Raw genomic sequence first — 13,328 nt, 5'->3', positions numbered from 1 at the left:
CACGCTGCACGCGTGATCAGCACCGCGCGCGGCGCACCGCGAGCACGGCGGCGAGTCCGATCAGGTACACGACCCCGCCTGCGACGGCCAGTGCGGGCGTGCGTCCGTCGGGATCGATCATGAAGGCCGTCACGACGATCGCGCCGAGGAAGGCGATGTTGAAGACGGTGTCCTGCAATGCGAAGACGCGTCCTCTGCGGGCGTCGTCGATGTCGATCTGCATCGCCGCATCGCCGGTGAGTTTGATGGTCTGACCGGCGAGACCGAGCAGGAATGCCGCGGCGAGCAGTGGTCCGGCCGCCACGGTGGTGACGAGCGTGAACTGGACGATCGCGGCGGCGATCAAGCCGAGCGTGACGGTGCGTGGACGGCCCAGCCTGGGGATCAGGATCGGTGCGAGTACCGCTGCGAGGAGCATGCCGGCCGCGGTGCAGGCGACCGCGACACCGAATCCGGAGAAGCCCGTCAGCAGATCGGAGCCTCTGTCCCCGGCCGGAGCACCGGAGTTGTCGCCCGCGGCGCGCAGTACGAGCACCATGATGAGTGTGTCGATGCCGAACACGATGCGGTGCGCGCCGATTCCGAGCATCGCGACGGTGACACCCGGCGCGTCGAGCACGGCACGCGCACCGGTCCGCAGACCCGACAGGACGGTGCGGATCACCGTCCGGGGCCGTATTCCCTCGGGACCGAGCACATTCGCGGCGAATCCGGATGCGGCGACCGCTCCGACGATCGAACCACTCACGCCGAGAAGGACGGCCGTGCCCGAGCCGGTGTCTCCCGCACCCACGAATCCGATGGTCGCGACCGCCACGGCGGCCCCGACCGCCGAGACACCCGAACCGACCGTGGCCAGAACGGAATTGACAGGGACGAGCCATGATCGGGACGCCACATGCGGGAGTGAGGCCGATACACCGGCCAGGACGAATCTGCTCACGCCGACGGCGGCGAGCGCGAGCAGCATGAGCGGGATCTGCGGCCCTCCGAGGAGCAGGACGGCCGCGGCCGCCGCGATGAACACTCCGCGCAGCAGAGCGGCCCACACGAGGACGAGACGTCGGTCCCATCGGTCGAGCAGGGCGCCGGCGAACGGGCCGATCACCGAGTACGGCAACAGCAGCACCGCGAAGCCGGCCGCGATGGCGACGGGGTCGGTGTGACGTTCCGGGTTGAACAGGATCGCCCCGCCGAGTGCGGCCTGGAACAGTCCGTCGCCGAACTGGCTCGCGAAGCGCACCACCGTCAGACGGACGAGGCCCGGCGAGTGCCGCAGGGCGATCGCGGTCGATCGCCACGCCCGCTGCCTCGACGGCTGCCCGGAGTCTCGCACGAGCACGACACTAGCGGCTCCGCGGGCAGGCCTCGTTCGGCAATTCGGTGTCCGGTTTGCACCGCCCCGCCGAGTGCACCACCGCGCCCGGTATCCGTGCGGTCCCTCACCGCCCGGATTCCGTACCGGCACGCGGCATCCGGGCATGACCGTCGTTGTTCGGAGTCGTGGGTTCCGAGGTCTTCGGGCAGTACGGACCCGACACTTCTCCGGACCGCGGGGTCCTGTTCGAGCATCATCTCGCCCTGTGGGCACATACCGTCGGGTTCCGCCCCACGCGCCGGTGACGGCGGTGACAGAATGGCTGACGTGGCGCAACATCAGGACGAACCCGAGGATCGCACCGCACCCTCGACACCCAGGGTGCGGGCGGGCAGCCTGCTGGTCTCCGCCACCGACCTCACCGAGCCGACCTTCCGCCGCACCGTCGTCTACATCATCGAGCACACCGATGCGGGCAGCTTCGGCGTCGTCCTGAACCGCATCAGCGACACCTCGGTCGACGCCATGCTGCCGCAGTGGTCGTGGCTCGCCACCGAACCGAAGTCCCTGTTCGTCGGTGGTCCCGTCCACCGCAGTTCCGCACTGTGCCTCGGCACCTTGCGGGTGGGGGCCGACATCACCGACGTGCCGGGTATCCGCCACGTCGACGGCCGCGTCGCGATGATCGACCTCGACGCCGATCCCGGGCACATCGCCCACTACGTCGAGGGCGTGCGGATCTTCGCGGGCTATGCGGGATGGAGTGCCGGTCAGCTCGACGGCGAACTGCGCAACGACGACTGGATGGTGGTCTCGGCACTGCCCGGCGACGTGCTCGCGCCCGCGCATCTCGACCTGTGGGCGAGGGTGTTGCGGCGCCAGCCGCTGCCGATGGCTCTGCTCGCGACCCACCCCATCGAGGTCGAGCGCAACTGAGCTCCGTCAGCGGGCGTCGGCGAAGGTGTTGAGCGCGCCGGCCATCTCCTCGGCCCTCGCTGCGGTCACGGTCAACTCGTATCCCGAGGCCGTGGTCACCACGACGGCGGGTCCGGTGCGGGTGACCAGGCCGTACCGCTTGCCACCCTTGGCGCGTAGTCCCCAGCCACCCCAGTCCTGGAAGGGCCGGGTCTCGGTGACCTTCGCGCCGACGATCTCGTCGAGGTCGTAGCCGAGCGCGTCGGTCGCCAGGTTCGACACCCGGATCCCGTCCGCGTCGACCACCACGGTGTAGCGCAGCAGACCCAGGACGAGCAGAACGACGGGAGCGATCAGGCCCAGGGGCCACCAGCTCTGCACAGCGGCACACACGATGAACGCCGGGATCAGGACGAGCAGCGACAGTGCCGCCGTCGTGCCCGCACCGGTACCCACCTGTTCGACGATCGGCAGGTCGGCCCGGCCGCGCGGCAGTGCCGGATCCGGAGCGGTGGTCGCCACCTTCCGTTCCCGGCCGTCGCGCAGGTGCCGACCGCCGAACCAGCCCACCGCGATACCCGCCCACATTCCGAATACCGCGGGCCACCCTTCCAGCGGTGCCCGCGTGGCGTCGGTCGTGTCGAGCTGTCCCGTGAGACCGGCGAGGAACAGCGTGGTGATCGTGCCGGTCACGCCGAGACCGATCGCGAGCATGTAGCGGCGCATGAGCAGCTGCGCCTGCGCGAGCGCGGCGATCGCACAGCAGCCACCCCCGACGAGCACGATCAGCAGGGCGGCGGTCCACGCCGAGGTCATGGGCGAGCCGAACGAGTCGGGGGTCGTGCCCGACCAGTGCGTCGCGATCTCACCGGGCAATCGTGGGAGCCACGAGCGGGTGAATACGAGCACGGCCACGGCGCACAGCACCGGAACGGCCAGTCCGAGCAGCACCCCCACAGGGTCGATCCGACGCGTCGTCGTCATGGGGTCAGCCTAGGGGTGGGCCTCCACCGCTGCCGTCTTCGTTCCGTTCTCGTCGAACCATCCGTCGGGGCGCAGGTCCCCACCGAACCGGGGCATGTATTCGGTACACGCGAGTCGCGAGACGAGGGTGCGACGGCTGTTCACGCCGGTCTTGGTGAAGATGTTCTTCAGATGGTCCTGCACCGTGTACGGGCTGATGAACAACCGGCTCGCGATCTCGTTGCGCGACCGTCCGGCGAGAACTTCGACGAGTACTTCCGATTCGCGTGGCGTGAGGCCGTGGGCGGCGGTGACCAGGGCGACGATCTCGGGTAGACGTGCCCGCTCGAAGGTCATGACGACGCGGCCGGTCTCGTCGAAGATCGCGGCGCGCAGTACGAGCCATTCGCCGTCGAGGGTGCGAACACGCACATCCGCGGGCACGGGTCGTGTTCTGCGGACCTGGCGGGCGATCACGTGCGCCGGGCCGGGGCGCCCCCGAGCGGGACTCTCCCAGCCGAGGCGTTCGAAGAAGATCGTCGCTGCGGCAGTGACGGAATCGAATTCGCCGTCCGCCCCGATCACCACCACGGCCGGGCCCGAGCATCCGCAGGCGGTGCTCTCGGCGTCCGTGCTCCGTGTTCGTGCGGATGCGTGCCGGATCAACGTGGTGCGGAATCCGTTCGCGATGTCGTCGAGAACGTCGTCGAGCATCGCGAGTTCGGCGTCGGAGAAACCTCGGCCCGGCCCGCGGAGCAGATCACCGACACCCCAGCATCTACGGTCTCCGTCCCGGAAGACCAGTTGCACTTCGTGTCCCATGCCCAGATGCGACACGAGTTCGAGATAACGCCTGTTGTCGTATCCCGGTCCGCGGCCGGAGGGTTCTCCGATCCGCCGTACTCCGGACCGGTGCTGCATGAGCGCGTAGAGACTGTCCGGATCGAGGTCCGGACCGTACTCGAACTCGATCGACAACCGGAGTACCTCGGCGGGGTCGTCGAGGCCGCGGGTGGTGAAGCCGGTGGGAACCCCGACGGCCGGGTCCACGGGCGCGACACAACCACCGTCGTACGGAACGAAAGCGCCGAGCACATCCATCACGAACTCGCGGAACTGCGCCCCGTCCGCAGCTGCGGACGCTGCGTCATGGATGCCTGCTCTCAACCGCTGCGCAGAGCGCATGCCTCGAAGTATCCCCCTCGAATGTGGGATTGAGAACACCTCGCGAGGTGGCGAGGCTCGTAGCACGGGGAGATTCATCCGAAAGTCGAGGTGCCCGTCATGACCACCGCTCACGCCACCCCGTTGTCCGCCGAGGACCTGGAGGTCGTGCATCTGATCCACGCCGCTCTACGCCGGGACACCGAACGTCTCGCCGACTTCGCACAGAAGTGGCGGACCGCGGACCCCGGCACGCACGATGCGCTGCTCCTCGGCTGGCACGGCTTCAGCACCGAACTGCACACGCACCATTCCATCGAAGACGTCTACGTCTGGCCGTTCATGCGGCCGCGGCTCGCCGACGATGCGGGGGCGATGGAGGTGCTCGATGCGATGGAGGCCGAACATTCCGTGATCGATCCGGCGCTGGCGGAGATCGAGAACGCGCTCGACGACCGGGAGACGGCGACCGAGCGGCTCGGCGGTCTGCTCGACGGTCTCGTGACGTCGCTGGGTGCTCACCTCGCGCACGAGGAGCGTGACGCCTTCCCCTTGATCGAACGGTCCTTCACCAAGGAGGAATGGCACGACCTCTCGATGCGTGCGTTCGAGCAGCTGGACAAGGACGAGGTCTCCGAACTGCTGCCGTACATCTTCGAGGGGGCACCGAAGGACCGCGTGTCCGTCGTGCTGAAGAGCCTCCCGGTACCGGTGCGGGTGCTCAACCGGTTCTGGTGGACCCCGCGTTACGCGCGGGCACGCCGCTGGGAGTGAACAGCCCGGTCAGGCGGTCGGCTCGCACGCCCCGCGCAGGCTGCACGCGCCGCACGAGGTACCGCAGCCGGCCGTCTCCTCCGGCTTCGTCGCTGCGGCGACCCGCGCTGCGACGGATCCACCGGCACCGGCGGTGATCAGGGCGGCCACCACGGTGACGACCACCGCGATGATCCCGGCAACGGTGGGCAGGGTCAGCGACGCGACTGCACCCACGGCGAGCAGCACCGCAGAACCCAGCATGCTGGGTGCGGCGACCTTGTTGGCCAGCGCGAACGCGGCGTCGTCGCGCAGCGACTCCGGGGTGCGCACACCGGCCCAGCGGTTGCGCGGCAGTTTGCCGGTCAGTGCCGCGACACCCACCGCGCCGACGACGAGAGCGAGCACGAAGAGCAGGACAGCGACGATGAGCACCCGACCAGGATACGCGTCGGGCGGTGCCACCGGTCTGCGCGGGTGGGGGCACGTTCTACCCTGGTGGGAGCCCTCACACGTCCGGCCGAGTAGATAGTGATCCCCGTGACCCGTCCCGAACAGACCTCCCAGCCCGAACCCGGCAGCACGCCGCAGCATCGGTACACCGCCGAACTCGCGGGGCGGATCGAGCAGCGCTGGCAGGAGCTGTGGCGCGAGCGCGGCACCTTCCACGCCCCCAATCCGGTGGGCGATCTCGCCGGCGACGTGCCCGCCGACAAGCTGTTCGTGCAGGACATGTTCCCGTATCCGTCGGGTTCGGGTCTGCATGTGGGCCATCCGCTCGGCTACATCGCCACCGACGTGTACGCCCGGTTCCACCGCATGCAGGGCCGCAACGTGCTGCACACCCTCGGCTACGACGCCTTCGGTCTGCCGGCCGAGCAGTACGCCGTGCAGACGGGCACGCATCCGCGCACGACCACCGAGGCCAACATCACGAACATGAAGCGTCAGCTCGGCCGCCTCGGGCTCGGGCACGACGACCGCCGCTCGGTCGCGACGACCGACGTCGACTTCTACCGCTGGACGCAGTGGATCTTCCTGACGATCTACAACGCCTGGTACGACCGCGAGGCCGGCCGCGCCCGCCGCATCTCCGAACTCGAAGCCGAGTTCGCGGACGGCACCCGCAGCCTCGGCGACGGCCGTGACTGGGCGTCGCTGTCGGAGGACGAGCGCGCCGCCGTGATCGACTCCTACCGTCTGGTGTACCGCTCGGATTCGCTCGTCAACTGGTGCCCGGGTCTGGGCACGGTGCTCGCCAACGAGGAGGTCACCGCCGACGGCCGCTCCGAGCGCGGCAACTTCCCCGTCTTCCGGAAGAACCTGCGGCAGTGGATGATGCGGATCACCGCCTACTCCGACCGCCTCATCGACGATCTCGAGCACCTCGACTGGCCCGAGAAGGTCAAGTCGATGCAGCGCAACTGGATCGGGCGCTCGCACGGCGCTCAGGTGAAGTTCGCTGTCGCCGACCACGATTCGGCGATCGAGGTGTTCACCACCCGGCCCGACACCCTGTTCGGGGCCAGTTACGTGACCCTCGCTCCCGAGCACGAGCTCGTCGACCGGATCGCCGGTACGTCGTGGCCCGAGGGCGTGGACGAGCGGTGGACCGGCGGTGCGGCCGATCCCGTCGCCGCCGTCGCGGCCTACCGCGCGTCGATCGCCGCGAAGTCCGACCTCGAGCGTCAGGAGTCGAAGGAGAAGACCGGTGTCTTCCTCGGCGCCTACGCCGTGAACCCGGTCAACGGCGAGAAGCTGCCGATCTTCATCGCCGACTACGTCCTCACCGGCTACGGCACCGGCGCGATCATGGCCGTGCCCGCCCACGACCAGCGCGACTGGGAGTTCGCGACCGCTTTCGGTCTGCCGATCCGCGAGGTCATCTCCGGGGGCGACGTCACCGCCGAGGCCTACACCGGCGACGGTGTGCTGGTGAACTCCGGCCTGCTCGACGGTCTCGACGTCGCCGAGGCGAAGAAGACGATCGTCGCGAAGCTCGAGGCGGACGGCGCCGGTCGCGGCACCATCCAGTACAAGCTGCGCGACTGGCTGTTCGCGCGGCAGCGGTACTGGGGCGAGCCGTTCCCGATCGTCTACGACGAGCAGGGACGTGCGCACCCGCTGCCCGAATCCGCTCTGCCGGTGGAACTTCCCGAGGTGGAGGACTACGCGCCGGTCTCCTTCGATCCGGACGACGCCGACTCCGAGCCGTCCCCGCCGCTCGCGAAGGCCACCGACTGGGTGAACGTCGAACTCGACCTCGGCGACGGCCTGCAGCGCTACACGCGCGACACGAACGTCATGCCGCAGTGGGCCGGCAGTTCGTGGTACCAACTGCGTTACATCGACCCCACCAACTCGGATGCCTTCTGCGACAAGGAGAACGAGGCCTACTGGACAGGCCCCCGGCCGGACGTGCACGGCCCGAACGATCCGGGCGGTGTCGACCTGTACGTCGGCGGCGTCGAGCACGCGGTGCTGCACCTGCTGTACGCGCGGTTCTGGCACAAGGTGCTCTTCGACCTCGGCTACGTCACCTCCTCGGAGCCCTACCGGCGCCTGTTCAACCAGGGCTACATCCAGGCCTACGCCTACACCGACTCGCGCGGTGTGTACGTGCCGGCCGACGAGGTCGTCGAACGCGACGGCACGTTCTACTGGACGGGCCCGGACGGTGAGCAGGAAGTCGCCCGCGAGTACGGGAAGATGGGCAAGTCGCTCAAGAACTCGGTCGGTCCCGACCGGATCTGCGACGACTACGGTGCCGACACCCTGCGCGTCTACGAGATGTCGATGGGTCCGCTCGACCAGTCGCGCCCGTGGGCGACCAAGGACGTCGTCGGTGCGCAGCGGTTCCTGCAGCGTGCGTGGCGTCTGGTCGTCGACGAGGAGAGCGGCGACCTGCGCGTCACCGACGAGACCCCGGGCGACGACACTCTGCGGGCGCTCAACAAAGCGGTGGCAGGTGTGTCCGACGATTACGCCCACCTGCGCGACAACACGGCGATCGCCAAGCTGATCGAATACACGAACCACCTGACCAAGCAGTACCCCTCGGGTGCTCCGCGCGGTGCCGTCGAACCGCTCGTGCTGATGCTCGCGCCGGTCGCCCCGCACCTCGCCGAGGAGTTGTGGTCGCGACTCGGACACACGGAATCGCTCGCGCACGGCCCGTTCCCGGTCGCCGACGAGAAGTGGCTCGTCGAGGACAGCGTCGAGTACCCGATCCAGGTCAACGGCAAGGTGCGCAGCCGCATCACCGTCCCGGCCGATGCCGCTCCGGATGCGATCGAGGCGGCCGCGCTCGCCGATGAGAAGATCACCGAACTGCTCGGCGGTGCCGCACCGCGCAAGGTGATCGTGGTTCCCGGCAAGATGGTCAATGTCGTGAAGTAGCAAATTCTTCCGACGGACGAGACCCCGGTGCACAGGGAGCACCGGGGTCTCGTCGATTCACAGCCGGGATCAGGGGTGCTTGTGCTCGATCTTCTCGAACTCGGCGACCTCGCCCGCATCGTGTGCGCGCTCCTCCGCTTCCTTCGCCTCGAGCTGCTTGGCGACGGCCTCCTTGAGGGAGACCTTGGCGGGCTCGGCGGCCTCCTGCTCGGCCTTGCGGATCCGCTCCTCGTCCTTCTTCTTCGCGGTCTCGGCGGCCTGGCGCTTCGCGGCGGCCTCCTGGTCGGCCTTCGCGGTCTCGGCGGCCTTCTTCTGCTCGGCCTCCTTCTCCACCTGCTTCGCGCGTTCCTGCGCACGCTCCCGGGCCTGCCGGACTTCGTTCTCGCGGTCGCGTCGCGCGGCTTCCTGCTCGGCAGCGGCACGTTCACGCGTTCGACGGAGTTCGGCGTCTGCCGCGCGCTTCTCGGCAGCGGCCTGCGCGTCGAGTTTCTCCGCGCGCTTCACCGCGTCGGCGCGTTCGGTGGCGAGCGCCCCGCGCGTGGCGATCTCCCGATCGTCGAGCACGCTGCCGACGATGCCGTCCAGCATGCCCAGTCCCCGCTCGTACATCAGCCGTGGCGGGGCGTCGGTGGGCAGGAACCGCAACTGCTGCTCGATCAATCCCAACGGGAAACGGGCGATCTTGTACTGCAATCGCAGAACACTCTTGGGCAGGGTGGTGAGGTTCATGGGCGCATCTCCAACTTCGATGGGGGTACAGCTCCGGTAGGGAATGTCGGTGGTGGGTTCGTCAGCGATCCCGCTCGTCGGTGTCCTGCTCGGTCAGGGCGTGATCGAGGGCTTCGGCCTTGCGCCGTTCCTGTTCGGCCTGGAGACGGGCACGTTCGGCGTCGTGGGAGGCAGCGCGGTGGTCGTCCTGTGCCGCCGAGACCTCCGCAGCGGCATCCATGGCCTGGGCGTTCTCCTCGCGACGTGCCTGCGCTTCCGCAGCCGTGGCCTCGCGGGCGGCGTCGGACTGCTCCCGGACCACATTCTCCTGGTGTTCGAGTTCGGCGGCCTGCTTGCGGATCTGTGCCTCCCGCTCGGCCTGCGACTGCGCCACCTCGGTCCGGTGCTGCACGGCTTCGCGTTCCTGCTGTCCGGCTCGGCGCACGGCGTCGAGTTGTTCCACGGCCTCGTCGCTCTCGGCCTCCGCCATGTGGGAGAGGGTGTCGGCCTTCCTGGTCTGCCGCGCCTGCTCCTGCTCGAGACGGCCTTCGGTGGTGAGGGAATCGTTGCCGGTCAGGGCTCCGGCGACCTCCTTCGCCTTGCCGACCACGGTCTGCTTCAACCCGAGGCGTGCCTTGTCGGATGCACCGGGGCGAGCCCTGTCGGATGCGTTGTCTTCGGCCATGGATCATCTCCTTCCGTACGGGACACGAAGGGGACGGCCCCGTGAGAAGGGGTAGCCCGCCGCGCCGGGCTTCAATCCTCGAGAGACTCGAGAGGGTGGATGTGTGTGCCGACGAAGTTGACGACATCGCCCAGGACCTCGTCGCGGTTGGTCTCGTTGAAGATCTCGTGCCGCGCCTCGGGATAGGTCTTCGACGACGACCCGCGGCCTGCGAACGACGACCATCCGGTCGCGCTGCCGTCCAGGGGAACGAGCCGGTCGTCCTCGCCGTGCAGCCACAGCACGGGCACGTCGTCGACGGCGCCACCGGCGGCGATGGTGTCGAGACAGCTCTTCAGCGCCTGCACGGTGGTGCGCTTGAACGGCCCGTGCCAGACGAGTGGGTCGGCCACGTACGCGCGGCCCACCTCGGGGTCGCGGGAGAGGGTCGACGGATCGATGGGGGTGTCCGGGATCTCCTCTGCCGCGAGCAGTGCGTCGACGGCCGCCCAGCTGCCGAGCACCGGACCGGACAGGACGACGGCCGCCAGCTCCGAGCCGTATCTCTGGGCGTATCGGGCGGCGATCATGCCGCCCATCGAGTGCCCGATGAGCACGACCGGCACGTCGGGATGTTCGCGTCGCGCCGTGAGATCGAGCAGCCGGAAGTCGTCGACCACCTTCTCGAAGTCGTCGATCAGTACGCGTTCGCCGTCGCTGAGGCCGTGACCGACGTGGTCCATCGCGTAGACGGCGGCTCCGTCGGCGACGAGGCGCGTGGCCACGTATTCGTAGCGTCCGCAGTGCTCGCCGTAGCCGTGGCACACCAGTGCCACGTAGCGCGGGGTCTCGCCGACCCAGTTCCGCGCTGCGAGAGCGCCGGCGTGTCCGTCGAGGGTGAAGGCGACAGCGTCGATCATCGGGTCTCCGATCGTTCCGGTTGATGGCGATGTCATCGTCCTCCGGCGCGGGGTCCTCCGAGTGGGAATCGCGAGTGCATCCGCAGATCCGCGTCACTATCGTCGAATTGAAACGTGTTCCGGATTCGACCCAGCGAAGGGGACCTCATGGCAGCGAGCAGGGACGCGATCCGTACCACCGTCGAGAACTACGTCAAGGCTGTCGCCACGGGCACCGTGGACGACGTGCTCGCCTTGTATGCGGCGGGCGCCACGGTCGAGGATCCGGTCGGCACGCCCGTTCGCACCACCGAGGCCGAGATCCGCGAGTTCTACAAAGTGGTCGAACCGCTCACGCAGACCGCTGGAGTGATCACCCTCAAGATCGCGGAGAACAACGCGGCCTTCGTGTTCCGCCTGGTCACACACCTGGGTGAGCAGGATCTCGTGATGGAGGTCGTCGACGTGATGACCTTCGACGACGACGCGAAGATCACGAGCATGAGGGCGTTCTGGAGCCAGGAGGACATGCAGAGCGTCCCCGCTTCCTGACGGGAAGCCGCATCGTCGAAGTCGACGGTTTCACGTGGAACATCGACGAGCGCGGCGAAGAAACCGCGGTCGCCGATGTGCCCCGGATTCCCCGACCTCGGTCCCGATCCACGAGGGGTGCACCTGCTCGAAGGGTCACGGCATTTCGTGCAGATGGAGCGCCGGGACGAGGTGAACGAGCTGCTCGTACACGTCGTCTCCGGCATCGCGATACCGACGAGAACCGCCGAACAGCCCTTTTGCCGACGATCATCGACCTAGCATGGCGGCGTGACCAGCGACACGATTCGTGGACTCGGGCTGGCACTCGCACTGACGGCACTGGTGGCGGGTGCCTGCTCGTCGGGCGGTTCGGTCGATACGTCGACGCCGGTACACCTGCAGGTCGCCACCGCGCAGGACGATCCGTGGACGCCGCGGCTCGTGCCGCCGCAGGTGCCGGTCGCGGTGCCGCCCCCTCCCCCGGAGGCGGTCGAGGCCGGCGGCGACCCCGTCACCGCTGTCTCCGGAACGCCGGCGGTCCCGGGTGATCGCACCGCGCTCTACGGGGGAAGTCTCGACCGGCCCCTGTGCGACCGCGAAGCGCTCATCGTTCACCTCGAGGAGGATCCGGCCAAGGCCGAAGCGTGGCGCGGTGTCCTGGACGTCGCCGATGTCCGCGGCTACACCGACACCCTCACCGCGGTCCTGTTGCGCGCCGACACCCGGGTCACCATGTACGAATACCGCGACGGTGCCGCGCGCCCCGTGCAGTCGCTGCTCGAGCGCGGCACGATCGTGCTCGTCGACGAACTCGGCGTCCCCCGCGTGCGATGTGTGCGCGGCAACCCGCTGTCCGCGCCGGTGCTCACCGGGAACGACGAACTCGAAGGCCCGAAGTGGCCCGGGCTGAACGCCGAGCGGTTGTTCGTCGTCCAACCCGCCGCGGCGCCCGTGCGAGAACTGAGGGTCGTCGACATCACGACGGGTGCGATGGTCCCGGTGCCGGTCGGTGACGCTCTGCCGAAGACCACGTCGCCGGCCCCGGAAACTTCGGAGGAATCGCTGCCACAGACCGAGGCGTTGCAGGCACCCGTTCCCGACGTTCCCCAGCCGCGGCGCGACCCCGTGCCGGAAGTCGCCCCGCCACCGCCACCGCCGCCACCGGCTCCGGAACCACCGCCGCCACCGCCGCCCGCACCCGAACCGCCGCCGCCTCCGGCCCCGGCACCTCCTCCGGCGCCGGCACCCCCCGCACCTGCACCACCGCCCCCACCACAGATCCAGATCCAGATTCCGGGAGGCCCTCCGGTGGTGATCCCGCTACCGTTCTGACCGGATCAGCGCGGGCGCAGAACGATCTCGGTGGGATGCGCATCCACGGGCGCTTCGACCACCTGCCGCACCGCGCGGGCGACCGATCCGGGGGTGAGGAACTGCGACGGGTCGTACTCGCGACCCTCCGACGCGACGATCGCGCGCTGCATGTCGGTGTCGATCCGGCCCGGGTGGATCGAGGTGACCCGCAGAGCGGGCTCCTCCTCACGGAGCACATCGCCGAACGCGCGCAGCGCGAACTTGCTCGCGGCATAGGCACCCCAGCCGGGACGGGCGCGCAGACCGGCCCCCGAATTGATGAGCACCACGTGCCCGCTCGCGGCCCGCAGGGCCGGCAGCAGCAGCTGGGTCAGTGCGACGACGGCGACCACGTTCGCCTCGAACGTCTCGCGCCACTGCCGTGGTTCGGTGTCGGCGACGGTGCCGAGCTCGGCGACACCGGCGTTGTGGACGAGCACGTCGAGCCGGTCGATGTCCGCCACGGCCGCGGCGACGGCGTCGTGATCGAGCAGATCCACCGGCCACGGCGTGGCGTCGGGGAGTTCCTCGAGGATCGCATCGAGCGACTCGCGACGTCGGCCGCCGAGGAGCAGATCGTGGGTGGGTGCGAGTTCGTGGGCGATCGCGGCGCCGAGACCGCGACCCCCTCCGGTGACGAGAGCTGTGGGGCGCATGG

General features: G+C 69.0%; 13 protein-coding genes. 5 read left to right on the top strand and 8 right to left on the bottom strand.

All coding sequences use genetic code 11. From position 1 onward, the window contains the following. Window positions 1-16: 16 nt before the first annotated feature. Entirely contained in the window at window positions 17-1,336 is a 1,320-nt protein-coding gene (locus tag PV766_RS14075) for a hypothetical protein (protein ID WP_421097248.1), read from the bottom strand. Between the two features lie 300 nt (window positions 1,337-1,636). Here PV766_RS14075 and PV766_RS14070 point away from each other — a divergent pair, with 300 nt between their 5' ends. Next, window positions 1,637-2,254, top strand: a complete 618-nt coding sequence (locus PV766_RS14070) for a YqgE/AlgH family protein (protein WP_051017507.1) — start codon at window positions 1,637-1,639, stop codon at window positions 2,252-2,254. Window positions 2,255-2,260: 6 nt separating this feature from the next. Here PV766_RS14070 and PV766_RS14065 read toward each other — a convergent pair whose 3' ends face one another. Further along, entirely contained in the window at window positions 2,261-3,217 is a 957-nt protein-coding gene (locus PV766_RS14065; protein ID WP_371053433.1) for a DUF1648 domain-containing protein, read from the bottom strand. A gap of 9 nt (window positions 3,218-3,226) precedes the next feature. Then, complete coding sequence (locus PV766_RS14060) at window positions 3,227-4,381, bottom strand: helix-turn-helix transcriptional regulator (protein WP_255161918.1); 1,155 nt, start codon at window positions 4,379-4,381, stop codon at window positions 3,227-3,229. A 99-nt stretch (window positions 4,382-4,480) separates the two neighbouring features. On the opposite strand from PV766_RS14060, the gene PV766_RS14055 reads away from it, so the two are divergent. After that, window positions 4,481-5,134 (top strand): hemerythrin domain-containing protein, encoded by a 654-nt coding sequence (locus tag PV766_RS14055; protein ID WP_129975096.1) that lies wholly within the window; start codon window positions 4,481-4,483, stop codon window positions 5,132-5,134. Window positions 5,135-5,143: 9 nt separating this feature from the next. Here PV766_RS14055 and PV766_RS14050 read toward each other — a convergent pair whose 3' ends face one another. Continuing rightward, window positions 5,144-5,548 (bottom strand): SdpI family protein, encoded by a 405-nt coding sequence (locus PV766_RS14050; RefSeq protein ID WP_421097247.1) that lies wholly within the window; start codon window positions 5,546-5,548, stop codon window positions 5,144-5,146. A gap of 96 nt (window positions 5,549-5,644) precedes the next feature. Between PV766_RS14050 and leuS the strand changes: the two genes are divergently transcribed. Continuing rightward, window positions 5,645-8,512 carry a leucine--tRNA ligase gene (gene leuS, locus PV766_RS14045; RefSeq protein WP_064063980.1) on the top strand — a complete coding sequence of 956 codons (2,868 nt, stop codon included), beginning with the start codon at window positions 5,645-5,647 and terminating at the stop codon, window positions 8,510-8,512. A gap of 69 nt (window positions 8,513-8,581) precedes the next feature. Here leuS and PV766_RS14040 read toward each other — a convergent pair whose 3' ends face one another. The 3 genes from PV766_RS14040 to PV766_RS14030 all read right to left on the bottom strand — a co-directional run bounded on the left by PV766_RS14040 (window position 8,582) and on the right by PV766_RS14030 (window position 10,804). Then, entirely contained in the window at window positions 8,582-9,241 is a 660-nt protein-coding gene (locus tag PV766_RS14040; protein WP_129975102.1) for an IF2 family translation initiation factor, read from the bottom strand. A gap of 61 nt (window positions 9,242-9,302) precedes the next feature. Next, window positions 9,303-9,905 (bottom strand): hypothetical protein, encoded by a 603-nt coding sequence (locus PV766_RS14035; protein ID WP_064063982.1) that lies wholly within the window; start codon window positions 9,903-9,905, stop codon window positions 9,303-9,305. Between the two features lie 71 nt (window positions 9,906-9,976). Then, complete coding sequence (locus PV766_RS14030) at window positions 9,977-10,804, bottom strand: alpha/beta hydrolase (protein ID WP_371053437.1); 828 nt, start codon at window positions 10,802-10,804, stop codon at window positions 9,977-9,979. Window positions 10,805-10,951: 147 nt separating this feature from the next. Between PV766_RS14030 and PV766_RS14025 the strand changes: the two genes are divergently transcribed. Further along, a complete protein-coding gene (locus PV766_RS14025; protein WP_421097246.1) occupies window positions 10,952-11,335 on the top strand; it encodes a nuclear transport factor 2 family protein in 384 nt (127 codons plus the stop codon). Window positions 11,336-11,605: 270 nt separating this feature from the next. Continuing rightward, window positions 11,606-12,649, top strand: a complete 1,044-nt coding sequence (locus PV766_RS14020; RefSeq protein WP_255161910.1) for a DUF6777 domain-containing protein — start codon at window positions 11,606-11,608, stop codon at window positions 12,647-12,649. A 5-nt stretch (window positions 12,650-12,654) separates the two neighbouring features. Here the strand turns inward: PV766_RS14020 and PV766_RS14015 are convergent, their stop codons facing one another. Continuing rightward, complete coding sequence (locus PV766_RS14015) at window positions 12,655-13,326, bottom strand: SDR family oxidoreductase (protein ID WP_064062302.1); 672 nt, start codon at window positions 13,324-13,326, stop codon at window positions 12,655-12,657. Window positions 13,327-13,328 lie beyond the last annotated feature (2 nt).

This window comes from Rhodococcus sp. As11, from assembly GCF_048957735.1.
Lineage (GTDB): Bacteria > Actinomycetota > Actinomycetes > Mycobacteriales > Mycobacteriaceae > Rhodococcus > Rhodococcus gordoniae.
This window is presented reverse-complemented; position numbering and strand designations above follow the sequence as displayed.

Excerpts from the sequence above, each read along its gene's own strand:
- PV766_RS14030 (WP_371053437.1), bottom strand. The coding sequence starts at position 10,804 with ATGATCGACGCTGTCGCCTTCACCCTCGACGGACACGCCGGCGCTCTC.
- PV766_RS14055 (WP_129975096.1), top strand. The coding sequence starts at position 4,481 with ATGACCACCGCTCACGCCACCCCGTTGTCCGCCGAGGACCTGGAGGTC.
- PV766_RS14070 (WP_051017507.1), top strand. The coding sequence starts at position 1,637 with ATGGCTGACGTGGCGCAACATCAGGACGAACCCGAGGATCGCACCGCA.
- PV766_RS14025 (WP_421097246.1), top strand. The coding sequence starts at position 10,952 with ATGGCAGCGAGCAGGGACGCGATCCGTACCACCGTCGAGAACTACGTC.
- PV766_RS14065 (WP_371053433.1), bottom strand. The coding sequence starts at position 3,217 with ATGACGACGACGCGTCGGATCGACCCTGTGGGGGTGCTGCTCGGACTG.
- PV766_RS14035 (WP_064063982.1), bottom strand. The coding sequence starts at position 9,905 with ATGGCCGAAGACAACGCATCCGACAGGGCTCGCCCCGGTGCATCCGAC.
- PV766_RS14015 (WP_064062302.1), bottom strand. The coding sequence starts at position 13,326 with ATGCGCCCCACAGCTCTCGTCACCGGAGGGGGTCGCGGTCTCGGCGCC.
- PV766_RS14060 (WP_255161918.1), bottom strand. The coding sequence starts at position 4,381 with ATGCGCTCTGCGCAGCGGTTGAGAGCAGGCATCCATGACGCAGCGTCC.
- PV766_RS14040 (WP_129975102.1), bottom strand. The coding sequence starts at position 9,241 with ATGAACCTCACCACCCTGCCCAAGAGTGTTCTGCGATTGCAGTACAAG.